Origin of the sequence: Priestia flexa, assembly GCF_021441905.1 — a bacterium.
Taxonomy (GTDB): domain Bacteria; phylum Bacillota; class Bacilli; order Bacillales; family Bacillaceae_H; genus Priestia; species Priestia flexa.
On the sequence record NZ_CP090431.1, the window covers coordinates 2708811 to 2726923 of the forward strand.

Here is an 18113-nt window from a genome sequence, read left to right on the forward strand (position 1 = left end):
TCATCACATCCACTATGTACATCTTACAAAAAAAAAGAAATAAAAGAAAGTGTTACTCAAAAAAAGAGTAAAAGCAATGTACCTCACTCATTAAAAGCTGGTGAAAGCAAACCGTATGCTTCCACCAGTGCTTTATTACTATATCATTAATTACGATTTTTTTCTTGTTAAAAGTGATCCCGCTAATAAAAATGTTGGAACACTTGCTAAACCTAAAATAATTAACCATTCCCTTGGCGCAATAGCCATCGTATGGAAGATTGGTTGTAAAGGTGGATAATAAATAACAACTAGCATTAGCAAAATTGATGAAATAACCGCACCAACTAAGTAAAGATTTTCAAAAGGATTCCGGTCGAAAATGGACTTCTCACTTCGACAGTCAAACACATGAATTAGCTGGGCCATGACAAGCGTAGCAAATGCTATGGTTTGAGCGTACTGTAAGTTATCAGGGTTGTTATCATAGACAATAATAAACGCAGCAAGGGTCGCTATTCCAATTAAAAACCCTCTACTCACTACCTTCCAACCAAGTCCGCGTGCAAACACCCCTTCTTTTGGATGCCTTGGTCTACGCTTCATTACATCGTCTTCAGGTTGATCTAACCCCAATGCCATCGCCGGAAGGCCATCCGTCACTAAGTTGACCCATAATATTTGAATGGGTACTAATGGAAGCGGCAGAGCTAGAATCATGGCAAACAACATTACAAGTATTTCTCCTACGTTAGAAGCAAGTAGGTATCGGATGAATTTTCGAATATTTTCATAAATGTTTCGCCCTTCTTTAATCGCTGATTTAATCGTTGCAAAGTTATCATCTAGTAGCACCAGCGCTGAGGCTTCTTTAGCAACGTCCGTTCCTGTAATTCCCATTGCTATGCCAATGTCGGCTGCTTTAATTGCAGGTGCGTCGTTTACACCGTCACCTGTCATAGCCACAACGTGGTCTTTTGCTTGTAACGCTTTAACAATCTTTAATTTATGCTCAGGCGATACGCGTGCATAAACATATACATCATCTACTACGTCTTCAAGCTCCGACTGTGACATTGTATTTAACGTATGGCCTTCTAGTACTCGTCCTCCCTTTGGTAAAATCCCGAGCTGCTTGGCAATCGCTTCAGCGGTTATCACATGATCTCCTGTAATCATAACCGTTTTAATGCCAGCATCTCGGCATTCTTTTACAGCCTGCTTTACTTCAGGTCGTGGAGGGTCAATCATCCCTTGAAATCCTAAAAACACAAGCTCTTTTTCAGCTGCTTGTTCAGTAGTAATGGTTTCGTACGATTCAAGCGGGCGATAAGCAACCGCAATCGTTCGAAGTGCCTGGCTCGCTAGAGAATGGATGGCGTTTTGCACTTCTTCACGACCGCTAGGAGACAGCTGTTGATGACGGTTTTCCCATACAATTGACTTGCTATTTGTTAGTAGAACATCTGGTGCACCCTTTGTCACCACATAGCGCTTGTTATCCTTGCCTTCTATCACCACACTCATCATCTTCCTAGTAGAATCAAAGGGAAACTCTTCAATAACTTTAAAGTCTCCTTTTACATTTTGACGGGTAAAGTCCGCTTTCATTGCGGCTACAACTAAAGCGGCTTCTGTAGGATCACCATCGACTACATAATCTTTGTCTTTTTTTGTAACCGTTGTTTGATTACATAATAGGCCGAACAGCAACAGCTGCTGCAGCGGTTTTTCTCGACTAACATTAACTTCTTTCCCCTCAGCAGAAAACGTACCGCTTGGGTCATAGCCTGTTCCAGATAAATTCCATGTTTTCCCACCTGACCACAAGTGAGTAACGGTCATCTTGTTTTGAGTAAGCGTTCCCGTTTTATCTGAGCAAATAACAGATGCACAGCCCAGTGTTTCAACAGCTGGAAGCTTCCGAACAATGGATTTTTGTTTAATCATTCGCTGAACGCCCAATGATAAAGCAACGGTTACAATTGCTGGCAATCCTTCTGGAATTGCAGCAACGGCTAGTGATACGCCTGCTAAGAACATCGTATATAAATCATGCCCTTGCAAGACACCAATTCCCACTACAAGAACAGTTAATAAAAGCGCAACAATAATGAGAATTTTCCCAAGCTGCTCAAGTTTTCGTTGCAGTGGGGTAATGACTGCTTCTGCATTTTGTAATAAGTCGGCGATTTGTCCCATGGCAGTCTTCATACCTGTCCCTACTACAACTCCAACACCGCTTCCACGCGTCACAAGCGTCCCCATAAACGCCATGTTCTCTTGATCTCCAAGTGGAATTTCATTTCCTTCTAATACGCGCGTATACTTTGGAACAGGGACAGATTCACCTGTCAGCGCTGATTCTTCAATTTCTAAACTTTTAGCATCAATAAGACGAATATCAGCACCAATCCGATCACCACTTCCAAACTTGACAATGTCTCCCACTACCAGTTCTCTAGAAAGAGTCTTTGACCACTTACCGTCTCGTAAAGCAAGTACCTGCGGCGCCGATAATTCCTTCAGTGCATTAAGTGACTTTTCAGCACGACGTTCTTGAAAGAATCCAAGAAACCCATTAATCACGACAATCGCAATAATGGCAATAGCATCAATATACTCTCCTAATAAGCCCGATATTAGCGTAGCTGCTAATAAAACCAAAACCATAAAATCTTTAAACTGTTCCAAGAATACGAGCAGCGCAGACTGCTTTTCACCTTCAGCAAGCTCATTGAAACCTTCTTGCTTTTGCCTCAATGCGATTTCTTTTGCAGTTAATCCATTTTCTTTATCTGTTTTTGTCACTTCTAATGTTGCTCGCTCACTCAGCTCATACCATTTCATCGCATTCCTTCACACCCTTTTGTTTGTAAATGAGTCACATAGATTGTTACAATGTTATATCGTATGCTTATTCAGACTCGTCCTAAAAAATGCTATACTTTTACGAAGGACTATTTTTGAAACATTAAAGGATGTGAACAACATGTCATTTGACGGAATCTTTACATACGGAATCTTACAAGAATTAGATAACGCATTAACATCCGGTCGAATCGCAAAAGTCTATCAACCATTTCCAAATGAACTAATTTTACAAGTTCGAGCGAAGGGGGAAAATCGAAAGCTATTTATTTCAACTCACCCCAATTACGCACGCATTCACTTTACAAATGAAACATATGAAAACCCGGCTGAACCGCCAATGTTTTGCATGCTTCTTCGTAAACATCTAGAAGGAAATATTATTGAACGGATCTACCAGCTAGGGCTCGATCGTATTCTCGTTATTGAAACAAAAGGTCGCAACGAAATTGGAGATGTAACATCTAAGCAGCTTATTATTGAAATTATGGGTCGCCACAGCAACATCATGCTTGTGGATAAAGAAACAAATGTCATTATCGATAGCATCAAGCACATTCCAATGGCGTTAAATCGTCACCGTACGCTACTGCCTGGTGCAACTTATGTACTGCCACCAAATCAAGAAAAGCTAGATCCTTTTGAAGCGGATGAAGAAATGGTTTTAAGAAGTTTAGACTTCAACAGTGGAAAGATTGGCAATCAGCTCGTTCAAGCTTTCGCTGGGCTCTCACCGTTGCTTGCCAATGAAATTGTCTATCGCGCTGGTCTGGCCAATCAAACTACGTTACCCAAAGCGTTTATCAATACAATGAGTGCCATTCAAAACGGCGACATGCAGCCAACCCTCACTTCGGTGCAAGGAAAAGATTACTTTCACCTTCTGTCTCTTAGCCACTTACAAGGTGAAGAAAAGACGTTCCCAACCATTAGTGAACTTTTAGACCGCTTCTATTATGGAAAAGCAGAGCGCGATCGTGTTAAGCAACAAGCACATGATTTACTTCAGTTCATGACAACTGAAAAAAAGAAAAATGAAAAGAAAATTAATAAGTTGCAAAGAACGCTACAGCAGGCTGAAAAAGCTGGTGAATACCAACTTGCAGGAGAGCTTTTAACGTCGCATTTACATCTCGTTAAAAAAGGAGATACAACCGTTGATGTCATAAACTACTATGATGAAAAGGGTGGGACGCTAACAATTGAGCTTGATCCTCAAAAAACGCCTGCTCAAAATGCGCAGAGCTACTTTACTAAATATCAAAAAGCAAAGAATTCAGTAGCAATTGTTCATGAACAAATTGAAAAAGCCCAACAAGAAATTGTCTACTTTGAATCTTTACTGCAGCAAATGGAGACAGCTTCTCACAAAGATATTGCTGAAATTCGCGAGGAGCTTGTAGAAGAAGGCTATCTACGCAATCGCCAGCAAAAGAAAAATAAAAAGCAAAAGAATTCAACTCCAACGCTTGAGCAATATAAAGCAAGTGACGGTACCATTATCTTGGTCGGCAAAAACAACAAACAAAACGAATACTTAACGAATAAGCTGGCAGCCAGAGACCATCTTTGGTTTCATACAAAAGATATACCTGGGTCCCACGTCGTTATTCGTGACGCTGAGCCAACAGAAGAAACCATTCTTGAAGCTGCTCACCTTGCAGCTTACTTCAGCAAGGCGAAAAATTCCAGCTCCGTACCGGTTGACTTTACAAAGATTCGCCATGTAAAGAAACCGAATGGTGCTAAACCTGGTTTTGTTACTTACGACAATCAGCAAACGGTTTACGTAACGCCAAATGAAGAGCTTGTATTAAAATTAAGAGATTAATTTCAGCATAAAAAAGCGTGTCCGTCATATCATGGACACGCTTTTTCATTTAGGTTAAACCGTTTCTTCAGCTGTCATCCAAGCTGGATCTGAAGGGTTTTCTCTCCATTTAAAGAGCTTTTTCATTGCAGCTTCCTGGATGTACCCTGCTTCACTTGCCGCTTCTACAAGCGTTGAATAATCCGTTAATGAGTAAACCTGCAAACCTTCTTCTTTAAATAACTGACGCGCTTTTTCCAGTTCGTATGTAAAGATAGATACGACACCCAGTACGTTGCAGCCTTGTTCTTTTAACGCATTCACTGCTGTCAGAACACTGCCCCCAGTTGAGATTAAGTCTTCAATTACAACGACCTTTTGACCTTCTTTTACTTTTCCTTCAATTTGGTTACCACGACCATGTCCCTTCGCTTTACTGCGAACATAGCACATCGGTAACTCAAGCGCTTCGCTCACCCACGCTGCATGTGGAATTCCAGCCGTTGCCGTTCCTGCAATTACTTCTGCATTTGCAAAATATGTTTTAATCAAACTTTGCAAACCTTTAGCAATCTCTTTTCGAACACCTGGATAAGATAGCGTTAGGCGATTATCACAATAGATGGGAGATTTAATTCCAGAAGCCCATGTAAATGGGTGATCTGGTTGAAGGCTAACTGCCTGGATATCAATTAGTTGTTTGGCGATTTCTTTTCGTAAGTTTGTCATTGTGATACATGCTCCCCTTTCCATTGCTTTAACATTTGGTAATAAGCTTCTACTGGATTGCTTGCGTTTGTCACAGAGCGTCCTACTACAATAGCACTTGCTCCGTATTCTCTCGCAAGCTCAGGTGTTGCTACTCGTACTTGATCATCATTTGAATCAAGCGCCATTCGAATTCCAGGCGTTACGGTTAAAAACGATTTACCTACAGCCTTACGTATGCTTGGCACTTCATGAGTTGAGCACACCACACCATCTAATTTGCTTTGATGAGCAAGAGAAGCATAATGTGTTACAACTTCTTGCATTGAATGTGTAATAAGCTGCTGCTCTTTCAACATTGTATCAGATGTGCTTGTGAGCTGAGTCACTGCGATGCATAGCGGGCGCTGTTTACCAGCAGAAGTACCTGCTTCCAGCCCTTCAAGAGCCGATTGCATCATGTGTGTACCTCCGGCCGCATGAACGTTCACTAAATCAACGTCTAGAGAAGCCAATGATTTCATTCCATTTTTCACTGTATTCGGAATATCATGAAGCTTCAAGTCTAGAAAAATTTCATGTCCCTGCTCTTTTAAATAAGAAACGATTGCTAACCCTTCTTTATAGAAAAGCTCCATTCCTACTTTCACATAAAGAGACTCTCCTTGAAACGGTGCTAAAAAATTTTTCACATCATGAAGTGATGAAAAATCAAGAGCAATGATAAACGGCTTTTTCATGTTTTTTCCAGCTCCTTCCTACACATTCAGATACATGCTCATACCCTAAAGAATTAATTAATTTTGGCAGCTCATCGATGATAGTTGGACAGACGTAAGGATCTACAAAGTTTGCTGTTCCTACTGCAACTGCGCTCGCACCTGCGTATAAAAATTCCAGCGCATCTTCAGCCGTCGTCACTCCACCCATTCCAATGATTGGAATATTTACTTTTTGGCTTACTTCATGCACCATACGAATAGCTACTGGCTTAATTGCCGGACCTGATAATCCGCCAGTTCCGTTTGCTAACACTGGCTGTGCCGTTTTTAAATCAAGACGCATTCCCAAAAGCGTATTAATCATCGTTAATCCATCTGCTCCCGCTGCTTCTACTGCTGTAGCCATCTCTACAATATTTGACACGTTCGGAGATAACTTAACGTATACAGGCACTTCCGATACCTCTTTTACCGCTTTTGTTAAGCGAGCAGCAATCACTGGATCAACGCCAAAAGCGATGCCACCTTCTTTTACGTTTGGACATGAAATATTTAACTCTAATGCTTTTACATTTGAAGCAGTTGAAATCTTCTTTGCCACTTCTACGTACTCTTCAACAGATGCACCTGCAACGTTTGCAATAATGGGTACATCGTATTTTTGAAGCCATACTAACTCTTCTGACATAACTTTTTCTAACCCTGGGTTTTGTAATCCAATTGCATTTAGCATCCCTGCTTGGGTTTCTGCCACGCGCGGTGTTGGATTTCCAAACCTTGTTTCCGCAGTTGTAGCTTTAATCATGATAGCTCCAAGCGTATCCAATGAATAAAACTGTGCATACTCTCTTCCAAACCCAAAGCATCCCGAAGCTGGCATGATGGGATTTTTTAAATTTAATCCTGGTAATTTCGTTTGAAGCATGTTCATAAAAGCACCTCCCCTGCTTGGAAAACGGGTCCATCACTACAAATTTTCTTATATGCATTAGACTCTTCAGCTTGACGACATACACATGCAAAACAAGCTCCAATTCCACAGCCCATTCTTTCCTCTAATGAAATATAAAGGGGCTTATCGCTATAGTTTGCTTCTAAAGCACGTAGCATGGGCGTTGGGCCACAAGAAAACATTGTGTCGTACGGCAGTTGAAGTCGATCAATTACGTCCGTTACAAACCCTTTTGTACCCAAAGTTCCGTCCACCGTTGCAATATGCGTGTCTCCTAGTTCGTTAAATTCTTCTTCATAAAACACATCCGCAGCTGACTGAAATCCAAGTACATGAACAACCTTGATTCCTTTTGCCATTAAGCGTTTGGACAGCTCGTATAGAGGAGGAACTCCAATCCCTCCACCTACCAATACAGCTGTTTTCCCACTTTCTAGCACATCTGTCGGAAACCCGTGACCTAAAGGTCCTAACACATCTACTGCTTCGCCTGACTGCTTGCTAGCAAGTAGCTTTGTTCCTGCACCTTCCGCACGATAAATCATCTTAAACTCATTTGCATGTTGGTTAATTTCAGCGATGCTAATCGGCCTTCTTAGAAGGGGTAAATACTGATTCTCAACGCGAATGTGAACGAACTGACCAGGCTCATTCATGAAACGAACAAGCTCGCCTTTCAGTGTTAATTCGTAAACGTTATGAGTTAAAGGACGCTGCTTGACGACTTGCATCATTTCATGTTTTTTCATACAGTTGTCACCTCACGAGCCGGGCGCGCTTCTTTCATCGGTACGGTGTGGAAGCTAATTGTTTCAAGTACGCGTAGAATTGCTTCTGCTGTATCTAGTGACGTTAAGCAAGGTACGCCATTTTCAACTGCTTCACGACGAATTTTAAATCCATCACGAGCCGGTTGCTTACCTTTGGTTAATGTGTTAACCACAAGCTGCGCTTCACCTGTGCGAATGACATCAAGTAGGTTATGATCTTGGTCGTGAATTTTGTTTACCACTTTCACGCGAATGTTTTCTTTTTCGAATACTTCTGCTGTTCCTTCTGTTGCAATAACTTGATAACCGATATTGGCAAAGCGTTTTGCAAGCTCTGTTGCTTCTTCTTTGTCTTTATCTGCTACCGTCATCAGTACTGAGCCGTATGGTTTGATTGACATTCCCGACGCAATTAAGCCTTTGTAAAGAGCTTTTTCATACGTAGAATCTTGTCCCATTACTTCACCCGTTGACTTCATTTCTGGTCCAAGCGTAATATCAACACGGCGTAGCTTCGCAAATGAGAACACCGGTACTTTTACATACACGCCTTCTTCTTCTGGATGTAGACCAGACTCGTAGCCGAGATCTTTTAGGCTTGTTCCTAAAATCACTTTTGTCGCAACATTAGCCATTGGAATGCGCGTAATTTTACTTAAGAACGGTACCGTACGACTTGAGCGTGGGTTTACTTCTAGTACATAAACCTCACCTTTTGATAGAACAAACTGAATGTTCAGCAGTCCGATAATATTTAAGCCTTTCGCAATTCTTGTTGTATAGTCGATAATCGTGTTTTTTACTTCCTCTGATAATGTTTGAGGAGGGTAGACTGCAATTGAATCACCTGAGTGGACACCTGCGCGCTCTACGTGCTCCATAATTCCTGGAATAACCACTGTTTCACCATCAGAGATTGCATCTACTTCAATCTCTTTACCCGTTAAGTAACGGTCGATTAAAACAGGGTGGTCTGCGTGTACTTTTACTGCATTTTTCATGTAATGCAGCAGCTCTTCTTCTTTGTATACAATTTCCATTGCACGTCCACCTAGTACATAAGAAGGACGAACAAGAACTGGATAGCCGATTTCACTTGCAACAACGACTGCTTCTTCAACTGAAGTTACAGTTTTACCTAAGGGTTGCGGTACATCTAATCGAGCAAGCGTTGCTTCAAACTTTTTACGATCTTCGGCTGCATCTAAGCTTTCTAGAGATGTTCCTAAGATTTTTACACCTCTTGCTGCAAGCTCTTCTGCTAGATTGATAGCTGTTTGTCCACCGAACTGAACAACCACACCTTCTGGCTTTTCTAAGTCGATAATATGCATTACATCTTCTACTGTAAGCGGCTCAAAGTATAATTTATCTGAGATACTGAAGTCAGTCGAAACGGTTTCTGGATTGTTGTTAACAATGATTGCTTCGTAACCAGCCTCTTTAATTGCCCATACGGAATGCACCGTCGCATAGTCGAATTCAATTCCTTGACCGATACGAATCGGACCAGATCCTAACACCATCACACTCTTGCGCTCCGTTACGGTTGACTCGTTTTCCTCTTCAAATGTCCCATAGAAGTAAGGTGTGCTTGATTCAAACTCTGCTGCGCATGTATCAACTGTTTTATAAACTGGTGTTACGCCATTTTGCTTGCGGAAATCATATACTTCACGCTCTGATTGATTCCACAGCTTCGCAATGGTATCATCTGCAAATCCCATTTCTTTTGCTTTCTGTAACACTTCAATATTATGAATCTCTTCTTTTAACACAGCTTCAAATGCAATTATTCGTTCAAGCTTCACTAAGAAGAATAAGTCAATCTTACTCCAATCGTGGATCTGCTCGATCGTTACGCCGCGGCGAATCGCTTCAGCGATGTAGAATAAACGCTCATCGCCTGCTTTACGAATTCGCTTTTCAATGATTTCATCGCTAAACTCATGCGCGTCTTTAAGCTCTAAGTGATGAACATTTGCTTCTAGCGAACGAACAGCCTTTAGAAGTGACTCTTCAAACGTACGACCAATTGCCATTACTTCGCCTGTTGCTTTCATTTGTGTTCCAAGCTTACGGTTAGCTGATTCAAATTTATCAAACGGCCAGCGTGGAATTTTTGATACGATGTAATCAAGCGCTGGTTCAAAGCATGCATACGTTTTTCCTGTAACAGGATTCATCATTTCATCTAGAGTTAATCCAACAGCAATTTTAGCTGCTAGCTTTGCAATTGGATATCCTGTCGCTTTCGATGCAAGTGCTGAAGAACGGCTTACGCGCGGATTTACTTCAATGACATAGTATTGAAAGCTTTCTGGGTCAAGCGCTAGCTGAACGTTACATCCACCTTCAATCTTTAATGCTCGAATAATCGTTAGTGAAGCATTTCGTAATAGCTGATATTCACGATCGCTTAACGTTTGACTTGGTGCTACAACGATAGAATCACCCGTGTGAATCCCTACTGGGTCAAAGTTTTCCATGTTACATACAACAATTGCATTATCGTTTGCATCACGCATTACTTCATATTCAATTTCCTTAAATCCAGCAATACTTTTTTCTAATAGACATTGCGTTACCGGACTGTTTTTCAAACCGCTTGTGACAATTTCAATGAGCTCTTGTTCATTATGACAAATACCGCCGCCTGTTCCGCCTAACGTGTATGCTGGACGAACAATAACTGGATAATCTACTTGTTCAACGAATGAATATGCTTCGTCAAGCGTATGGATAATTTCACTTGCTGGAACCGGCTGGTTTAGGTCGTTCATTAGAGAGCGGAACTGCTCACGATCTTCTGCTTGTTCAATAGCTGATAACTTTGTACCAAGAATTTCAACGTTAAATTCTTCTAAAATACCTGTGTTGTGAAGCTCAACAGCTAAGTTTAGTCCCGTTTGTCCTCCAAGTGTTGGGAGTAACGCATCTGGGCGCTCTTTACGAATAATTGAACTTACAAACTCAACCGTTAGAGGTTCGATATATACTTTATCTGCCATCTCGGAATCCGTCATAATCGTTGCAGGGTTGGAGTTTACAAGAATAACTTTGTACCCTTCTTCTTTTAATGCAATACATGCTTGTGCACCAGCATAATCAAATTCTGCTGCTTGACCAATGACGATTGGACCTGATCCGATTACTAAAATAGTTTGAATATCTTGACGTTTTGGCATTAGCAATTACCTACTTTCTGATTGTTTTTCATAAGTTCCATAAATTCATTAAATAATCCGTTTGCGTCCTCTGGTCCAGGTGATGCTTCTGGATGATATTGTACGGTGAACGCTGGATACTTCGTATGTTTAACTCCTTCAACTGTTCCATCATTTAACGCGATATGCGTAACTTCTAAATCCGTGTTTTCTAGTGATGCTTCACGCACCGTATAGCCATGGTTTTGAGAAGTAAGAGCAACTTTATTTGTTCGTAAATCTTTTACAGGATGATTAGAACCTCTATGACCAAACTTCATTTTCTCTGTATCTGCCCCGCAGGCTAATGAAAATAATTGATGTCCTAAACAAATTCCGAACAAAGGTACTTTTCCTAAAATTCCGTTAATCATATCGATAGCTTCCGGCACATCTTTTGGATCTCCAGGTCCATTGCTCAGCATAATCCCATCTGGGTTCAAGCGAAGAACCTCTTCTGCAGTCACGTTGTAAGGAACTACGATGACGTCACACTGGCGAGCCGTTAATTCTCTAAGAATCCCGTGCTTCATTCCATAGTCAACTAGTACTACTTTTTGACCGCGTCCTGGGCTTGGATATGCATTTGTTGTTGATACTTTTTTAACTGAATCTGTTGGCAAGCTGTAGTTTTTAAGACCTGTAACTACCTCTTCTACGTTCACGTCCATCCCGCATACTCGACCGCGAAGCGCACCGTGCTGGCGAATTTTACGCGTTAGTTTACGCGTATCAATTCCAGCTAAACCAGGAATGTCTTTTTGTTTCAAAAACTCATCAACTGAAAGTTCACTTCTGAAATTTGATGGGACTTCGCAAACTTCTTTCACAATTAAACCATGCACAGCTGGTTCAATCGATTCAAAATCATCGCGATTAATTCCGTAATTTCCAATCATAGGATATGTTAAAGTGACGATTTGTGCGCAGTAAGAGGGATCTGATAAAATTTCTTGATATCCCGTCATGCCTGTATTAAAGACAACTTCTCCCGTCATCTCTCTTTCGCTGCCAAATCCTTCTCCAATAAATACTGTTCCATCTTCTAAAATTAGTTGACGTTGCATACTTTAACATCCTCCCATACTTGTTTACCTTCTACTAATGTCATGATTGGCCAGCCCTTGCAAGACCAGTTTGTAAATGGTGTATTTTTACCTTTTGATACAAATTCTGCTGGATTAATCTTTCTTTCTGTTTCTAAATCAATGAGCGTCAAATCTGCTGGTTTTCCAACTTCAAGCGTTCCGTATGGAAGCTTAAACGTTTCTGCCGGCTTATTCGTTAAGTACGAAATGAGCTGCTCTAATGTAATGACTCCTTTTAAAACTAAGTTTGTATAAAGAATTGGAAACGCGGTTTCAAGCCCAACAATTCCAAACGGAGCAAGCTCCATCCCTTCCGCTTTTTCTTCAGCCGTATGCGGCGCATGGTCTGTTGCAATGAAATCAAGCGTTCCGTCTAATAACGCTTCAATTAGCGCTTGTTGATCTTCTTTTCCGCGAAGTGGCGGGTTCATTTTGAAGTTAGCATCAAGCGATGGAATATCTTCTTCGCTTAATAAAAGGTGATGCGGCGTTACTTCGGCAGTTACGCGAATGCCTGCTTTTTTCGCATCGCGAATTGTACGAATGGACTCTTTTGTACTTACATGACATACATGGTAGTGACAGCCTGCTTCTTCCGCTAGTAGAACATCTCTTGCAATCTGCACGGCTTCACAAATAGATGGAATGCCGTTAAGCCCATGCTCTTTTGCAAACTTTCCGTCATGTACACACCCTTTGTTAATAAGTTCATTATCTTCACAATGTGCAACAATTGCTTTGTCTAGTTCAGCAGCTTTTTTCATTGCTTCTAGCATCTTTCCTGTCGACTGGACACCCACACCATCATCTGTAAAAGCAAATGCTCCGGCTTCTTTTAACCCTTCAAAGTTTGTAAGATTTTTTCCAAGCTGACGAGTTGTAATGGATGCATAAGGTAGCACACGTACATGGGCTGTTTCTTCAATTTGTTTATTCAGCCATTCCATTTGTTCAACAGTATCTGGTACCGGGCGGGTATTTGGCATAGCTGCAATTGCGGTAAATCCACCTTTGGCAGCTGCTAACGTTCCCGTTTCAATTGTTTCTTTCTTTTCTCCACCAGGCTCTCTTAAATGAACATGCACATCAATAAAACCTGGTGCTACTAAATGACCGTTTGCATCAATAACCTCTTCATCCGTTGCGGGAATTTCGCTTGCAATTTCAGTGATTATGCCATTTTCAATCTTTAATTCAATTCTTTCACGCTTTCCCTCAGTTAACCATGTAGCATTTTTGATAATTGTTTTCATCATTCATTCCCCTTTCAACTGATTGTAATGATCGTGCTAAAACAGCCATTCGGATGTAAACGCCGTTTTCCATTTGTTTAAAAATTCTTGAGCGTTGACACTCAACTAGTTCATCCGCAATTTCTACCCCGCGGTTGACTGGAGCCGGGTGTAAGATAATGCTGCCATCTTTCATACTTTTCTCTCGCTCAACCGTAAGGCCGTAGCGACTGTGATATTCTTCCTCTAAAGTAGAGTGATTCTTTGAATGCCTTTCAAACTGAATTCGAAGTAACATCACCACATCAACAGTTTGTATAGCCTCATCCACGCCTATATATGTACCATATGGATTTGACTCATCTCGCCACTCTTCTGGTCCAGCGAAATAAACCGTTGCGCCTAGCTTTGTTAACATTTCAGCGTTTGAACGGGCAACGCGACTATGCCTCAAATCCCCCATAATGGCAATTTTTAAGCCTTTGAAAGACCCAAACTCTTGCTGAATTGTGAGTAAATCCAGCAGGCACTGCGTTGGATGCTGACCACAGCCATCCCCTGCATTAAGAATTGGAATCGATACTTGTTCTTGAAGTTTTTCATAATAGCGATCTTCTGGATGGCGAATGACCACCGATTGAACTCCAATTGCTGCTAGCGTCTCAATGGTGTCGTAAAGAGTTTCTCCTTTTTGGACACTTGACGTTGTCACTTCAAAAGGGATGGTTGTTAAACCTAACTTTTGCTCAGCCATTTCAAAACTGCAGCGCGTTCTCGTGCTCGCTTCAAAAAATAGGTTTGCCACAAACATCTTTTCCTTCGGGTACCACCCTCGTTGATTTACTCGATAGTTTTCAGCATCACTTAAGATTTGTAGAATTTCATTTACTTCTAGCGTTGAGACTGTCACTAAATGTTTCATATCGATTCCCTCCATTTTGTTTCATCTCATTCACTTTTTATAAAATTGAACTTCCATCAGTGAAGACTTTCTTCATCTCTACTGATTGTTAGTTAAACTTGTTAAACGTTATTTAGCAGTGTAAGTGGAATAAAAAACACCCTTTCTTGATATAGAAAGGGTGTGAGAAAACAAGCATCGTCTTTGACGCGCTGTACTACACCCTTGGAAACCTCTCTGGATTTCTTTTAAAAGGCGTTTATGAAATTTTTTGATTTTCTTGTACTTCTTCTACTTCTGAAGTCACAGCTTCTTGCTCTTTCGATTTTGGTAGTACAAGGTTTAAGATGATTCCTACAATAGTTGCAAGTGCCATTCCATCGATCTGTACTTGTTCAGAAAGCTCCAGGTGCGCTCCTCCAACTCCTAATACGAGAATGATGGATGCGATGACTAAGTTGCGTTTATCTCCAAGGTCAACCTGTCCGTCAACCATCATGCGCAGTCCTGATGCGGCAATAATTCCAAACAAGAGGATTGATACACCGCCCATGACTGGTGAAGGTACGCTCGAAATCAGCGCTGTCACTTTTCCACTAAATCCAAACAAGATGGCGATGACCGCTGCTCCTCCTAGCACAAAAACGCTAAACACTCTTGTAATTGCAAGTACGCCGATGTTTTCACCGTATGTTGTATTCGGAGGACCTCCCATTAAACCTGCAAGCATCGTTGCAACTCCATCACCTAACACCGTACGATGCAAACCTGGCTTTTCGATGTAGTTACGATCGACAATCTTATTTAACACAAGCAGATGTCCAATGTGTTCTGAAAGCGTCACTACCGCTACAGGGACCATTACTAGAATGATACCTAGCGAAATCGATGGCGTGTAGGACACGAATGGGATATAAAAATCTGGGACTGCAATGAATGGTGCTTCTTTTACTTCTTTTAAGCTTACTAAGCCTTGTGTATAGGCAAACAGATAGCCACCAACAATTCCAATGAAGATTGGAATCAAGCTAATTATGTTTTTAAAGTATACTGAGCAAATAACCGTAATAGCGAGCGTAACAAGCGCGACAAGCAGGTACTGACTGCTGTAATTCCCATCAGCATCATTCATCGCCATGCTTACAGCCGTGTTAGCTAAGCCCAAGCCAATCACAATAATAACGGGCCCTACTACAATCGGTGGCAATAGCTTCATAACCCAGTTAATTCCTGTTCCTTTAATAACAAGGGCTACAATTCCGTATACTAGCCCTGCTAGGAAACAACCGACCATGGCCTGTTCAGGTCCAAGCGTTGCTTTCGCTGAAATAATTGGTGCGATAAACGCGAAGGATGACCCAAGGTAAGCGGGTACTTGCCCTCTTGTAATCAGTAGAAATGCCAGTGTCCCCACTCCACTTGATACAAGTGCTACTGCCGGGCTTAATCCTACTAGGAACGGAACTAAAATCGTCGCTCCAAACATCGCAAACAGGTGCTGAATACTAAGGGCTAACCATTTTACCGGACTTGGTCGATCGTGTATATCAAGTACAATCTGTTGTTTCATTCTTCTCTTCTCCTTTTACGCCCATAAAAAAACCTCTTTACACAAGTGCGCAAAGAGGTTTCCACAGCATGAAGCAACATGACGAATCATTCGCTTCACGCAGTGTTTCCCCCTTTTGCAGCCTCACGGGACTACCTTTTAAAAGGGCGTGTATATTATTTTTCGTAAATAGCTACTTGGTCCAGTTCATCAACTTCTGCTAACTGAACGGCAATTTTTTCTGACTTCGCTGTTGGTACGTTTTTCCCCACGTAGTCTGCACGAATTGGAAGCTCTCTATGGCCTCGATCCACAAGCACAGCCAGCTGAATCAGCTCGGGTCTGCCGATATCAATGAGCGCATCCAGCGCTGCACGAACCGTACGACCCGTGTACAATACGTCATCAACCAGTATGACGTTCTTGCTTGTAATATCCGTCGGAATATCCGACCCCTTTACAAGCGGCTCATCGTTATTCGTTACTTTTGATAAATCATCTCGATAAAGCGTAATATCTAGCTCTCCAACCGGTAGCGTTTTTCCTTCAATTTGTTCGATGCGCTCAGCTAGACGCTTTGCTATATAAATTCCGCGTGTCTTAATTCCAACAAGCACGCAGTTATCAATGCCTTTATTCTTTTCAATAATTTCATGCGCGATTCTTGTTAATGCGCGACGAATTGCTTGGTCATCTAGTACAGTTGCTTTTACATTCATCTGTTCTTCACCCCAATTATGACATAAAAAAAATCCTCTACCGCTAAGGTGAGAGGATTAAAACGCCTACGTTTATCTGTAGAAAAGGGTAGAAAAACCCCACGTTTTGTACGTTTCCTTCTCAGCCTCACGGGACTGTCTTTAAAGGTTCTCATTAAGTTATCTACAGTATGACAGTTTCATTACTTCTTGTCAACTTCTTTTTTCAAGTAGCTCCAGCATTTCTTCAAATACTTTTGGTACAGGTGCTTCAAACTCAATATATTCGTTTGTACGAGGGTGAACAAAACCTAACACGCCAGCATGAAGTGCTTGTCCTTCAATAGGAAGCGTCTTTTTTGGCCCATACTTTGGGTCTCCTGCAAGAGGAAAACCAATGTACTTCATGTGAACGCGAATTTGGTGCGTTCTTCCCGTTTCAAGCTTACACTCCACTAATGAAAAATCTTTAAAGCGTTCCAATACTGTAAAATGCGTTACGGCATCGCGAGATCTATCATCCGTAACAGTCATACTTTGACGCTCTTGCTTATCGCGGCCAATTGGTGCATCAATTGTACCATGATCATGTTGAATAACGCCGTGTACAATCGCTTTGTAACGTCGCGTTACTGTTTTAGCAACGAGCTGATTTACAAGTGATTCATGAGCCATATCATTTTTTGCCACCATTAGCAGTCCAGACGTATCTTTATCAATACGGTGTACAATCCCTGGTCTCATTACTCCGTTAATGCCAGATAAATCTTTGCAGTGAGCCATTAAGCCGTTTACAAGGGTCCCAGTATAATGACCTGGAGCTGGATGAACAACCATACCTCTAGGCTTGTTTACGACTAGCACGTCTTCATCTTCATAATAAATATCTAGGTCCATTTCTTCGGCAACAATGTCCGGTTCTTTTAAATCAGGCACTTCTAATGTAACAACGTCCCCAACTTTACATTTATAGTTTCCTTTTACCGTATCGCCGTTTACTTTTGCAAACTCATCTTTAATCCACTGCTGAACCTGTGAACGTGACCATTCTGTATTAGCAGTTGCTAATACCTTATCGATACGTTCACTTTTTTGTCCTTCTTCAATAACAATTTCAACTACGCTCATTCTTTCGTGCTCTCCTTCTTTTGCTTTCCTTCAAATAACGTGAGGATAAACATAATACCAACACCAACTACCAATGCTGAATCCGCAACGTTAAAGATTGGAAAATCGTATGTGAAAATGTATGTATTAACGAAATCCACCACTTCTTGGCGAAAAACACGGTCAATAAAGTTCCCTATTGCTCCACCTAACATCAGTCCAAGCGCTACTCCAAGCCACTTATCCGCTTTATTTATCTTCCGAATATACACGATAAGCCCTATGACAACAATAATGGTGATAACATAAAAAAACCACATTTGTCCTTGTAAAATGCCCCAAGCTGCTCCTCTATTTCGATGTGAAGTAATATACAAAAAGTTGTCAATAACCGGAATACTTTCACCAAGTTCCATTTCTTTAACTACAATCCACTTTGTTAACTGGTCAAAAATAATAATAGCCAAAGCAATCATATAATAAAACAAAGCCGTTTCCTCCTGCCGTAAAGTCAAACGAA

At 41.3% G+C, this 18113-nt stretch carries 14 protein-coding genes; 1 reads left to right on the plus strand and 13 read right to left on the minus strand.

Annotated elements, in window-relative coordinates:
- Nucleotides 1-150 precede the first annotated feature (150 nt).
- Nucleotides 151-2829, minus strand: coding sequence for a calcium-translocating P-type ATPase, SERCA-type (locus tag LZP85_RS13925; RefSeq protein WP_206782076.1), 2679 nt, complete (start codon nt 2827-2829; stop codon nt 151-153).
- A gap of 142 nt (nt 2830-2971) precedes the next feature.
- On the opposite strand from LZP85_RS13925, the gene LZP85_RS13930 reads away from it, so the two are divergent.
- A complete protein-coding gene (locus LZP85_RS13930) occupies nt 2972-4681 on the plus strand; it encodes an Rqc2 family fibronectin-binding protein (protein WP_234561758.1) in 1710 nt (569 codons plus the stop codon).
- Nucleotides 4682-4735: 54 nt separating this feature from the next.
- On the opposite strand, the gene pyrE is transcribed toward LZP85_RS13930, so the two are convergent.
- The 12 genes from pyrE to lspA all read right to left on the minus strand — a co-directional run bounded on the left by pyrE (nt 4736) and on the right by lspA (nt 18081).
- Entirely contained in the window at nt 4736-5389 is a 654-nt protein-coding gene (gene pyrE, locus LZP85_RS13935; protein WP_025909047.1) for an orotate phosphoribosyltransferase, read from the minus strand.
- Complete coding sequence (gene pyrF, locus LZP85_RS13940; protein WP_025909048.1) at nt 5386-6108, minus strand: orotidine-5'-phosphate decarboxylase; 723 nt, start codon at nt 6106-6108, stop codon at nt 5386-5388. Before pyrF ends, pyrE begins: the two co-directional genes overlap by 4 nt.
- On the minus strand, nt 6080-7021 hold the full coding sequence (locus LZP85_RS13945; RefSeq protein WP_078989347.1) for a dihydroorotate dehydrogenase: 942 nt from the start codon (nt 7019-7021) through the stop codon (nt 6080-6082). The genes pyrF and LZP85_RS13945 overlap by 29 nt, the downstream gene beginning before the upstream one ends.
- Nucleotides 7018-7791, minus strand: coding sequence for a dihydroorotate dehydrogenase electron transfer subunit (locus LZP85_RS13950; protein WP_025909050.1), 774 nt, complete (start codon nt 7789-7791; stop codon nt 7018-7020). The genes LZP85_RS13945 and LZP85_RS13950 overlap by 4 nt, the downstream gene beginning before the upstream one ends.
- Nucleotides 7788-11000 carry a carbamoyl-phosphate synthase large subunit gene (gene carB, locus LZP85_RS13955; protein WP_025909051.1) on the minus strand — a complete coding sequence of 1071 codons (3213 nt, stop codon included), beginning with the start codon at nt 10998-11000 and terminating at the stop codon, nt 7788-7790. The genes LZP85_RS13950 and carB overlap by 4 nt, the downstream gene beginning before the upstream one ends.
- Nucleotides 11000-12085: a carbamoyl phosphate synthase small subunit gene (locus LZP85_RS13960; protein WP_025909052.1), complete on the minus strand. Its 1086-nt coding sequence runs from the start codon at nt 12083-12085 to the stop codon at nt 11000-11002. The genes carB and LZP85_RS13960 overlap by 1 nt, the downstream gene beginning before the upstream one ends.
- Complete coding sequence (locus tag LZP85_RS13965) at nt 12070-13359, minus strand: dihydroorotase (protein WP_234562261.1); 1290 nt, start codon at nt 13357-13359, stop codon at nt 12070-12072. Before LZP85_RS13965 ends, LZP85_RS13960 begins: the two co-directional genes overlap by 16 nt.
- Nucleotides 13322-14260: an aspartate carbamoyltransferase catalytic subunit gene (locus LZP85_RS13970; RefSeq protein ID WP_119542543.1), complete on the minus strand. Its 939-nt coding sequence runs from the start codon at nt 14258-14260 to the stop codon at nt 13322-13324. Before LZP85_RS13970 ends, LZP85_RS13965 begins: the two co-directional genes overlap by 38 nt.
- 238 nt (nt 14261-14498) lie before the next feature.
- Nucleotides 14499-15809: a uracil-xanthine permease family protein gene (locus tag LZP85_RS13975; RefSeq protein WP_061784609.1), complete on the minus strand. Its 1311-nt coding sequence runs from the start codon at nt 15807-15809 to the stop codon at nt 14499-14501.
- Between the two features lie 155 nt (nt 15810-15964).
- Nucleotides 15965-16507: a bifunctional pyr operon transcriptional regulator/uracil phosphoribosyltransferase PyrR gene (pyrR, locus tag LZP85_RS13980; protein ID WP_025909056.1), complete on the minus strand. Its 543-nt coding sequence runs from the start codon at nt 16505-16507 to the stop codon at nt 15965-15967.
- A gap of 192 nt (nt 16508-16699) precedes the next feature.
- Complete coding sequence (locus tag LZP85_RS13985; protein ID WP_119542542.1) at nt 16700-17614, minus strand: RluA family pseudouridine synthase; 915 nt, start codon at nt 17612-17614, stop codon at nt 16700-16702.
- Complete coding sequence (gene lspA, locus LZP85_RS13990) at nt 17611-18081, minus strand: signal peptidase II (protein WP_025909058.1); 471 nt, start codon at nt 18079-18081, stop codon at nt 17611-17613. Before lspA ends, LZP85_RS13985 begins: the two co-directional genes overlap by 4 nt.
- Nucleotides 18082-18113 lie beyond the last annotated feature (32 nt).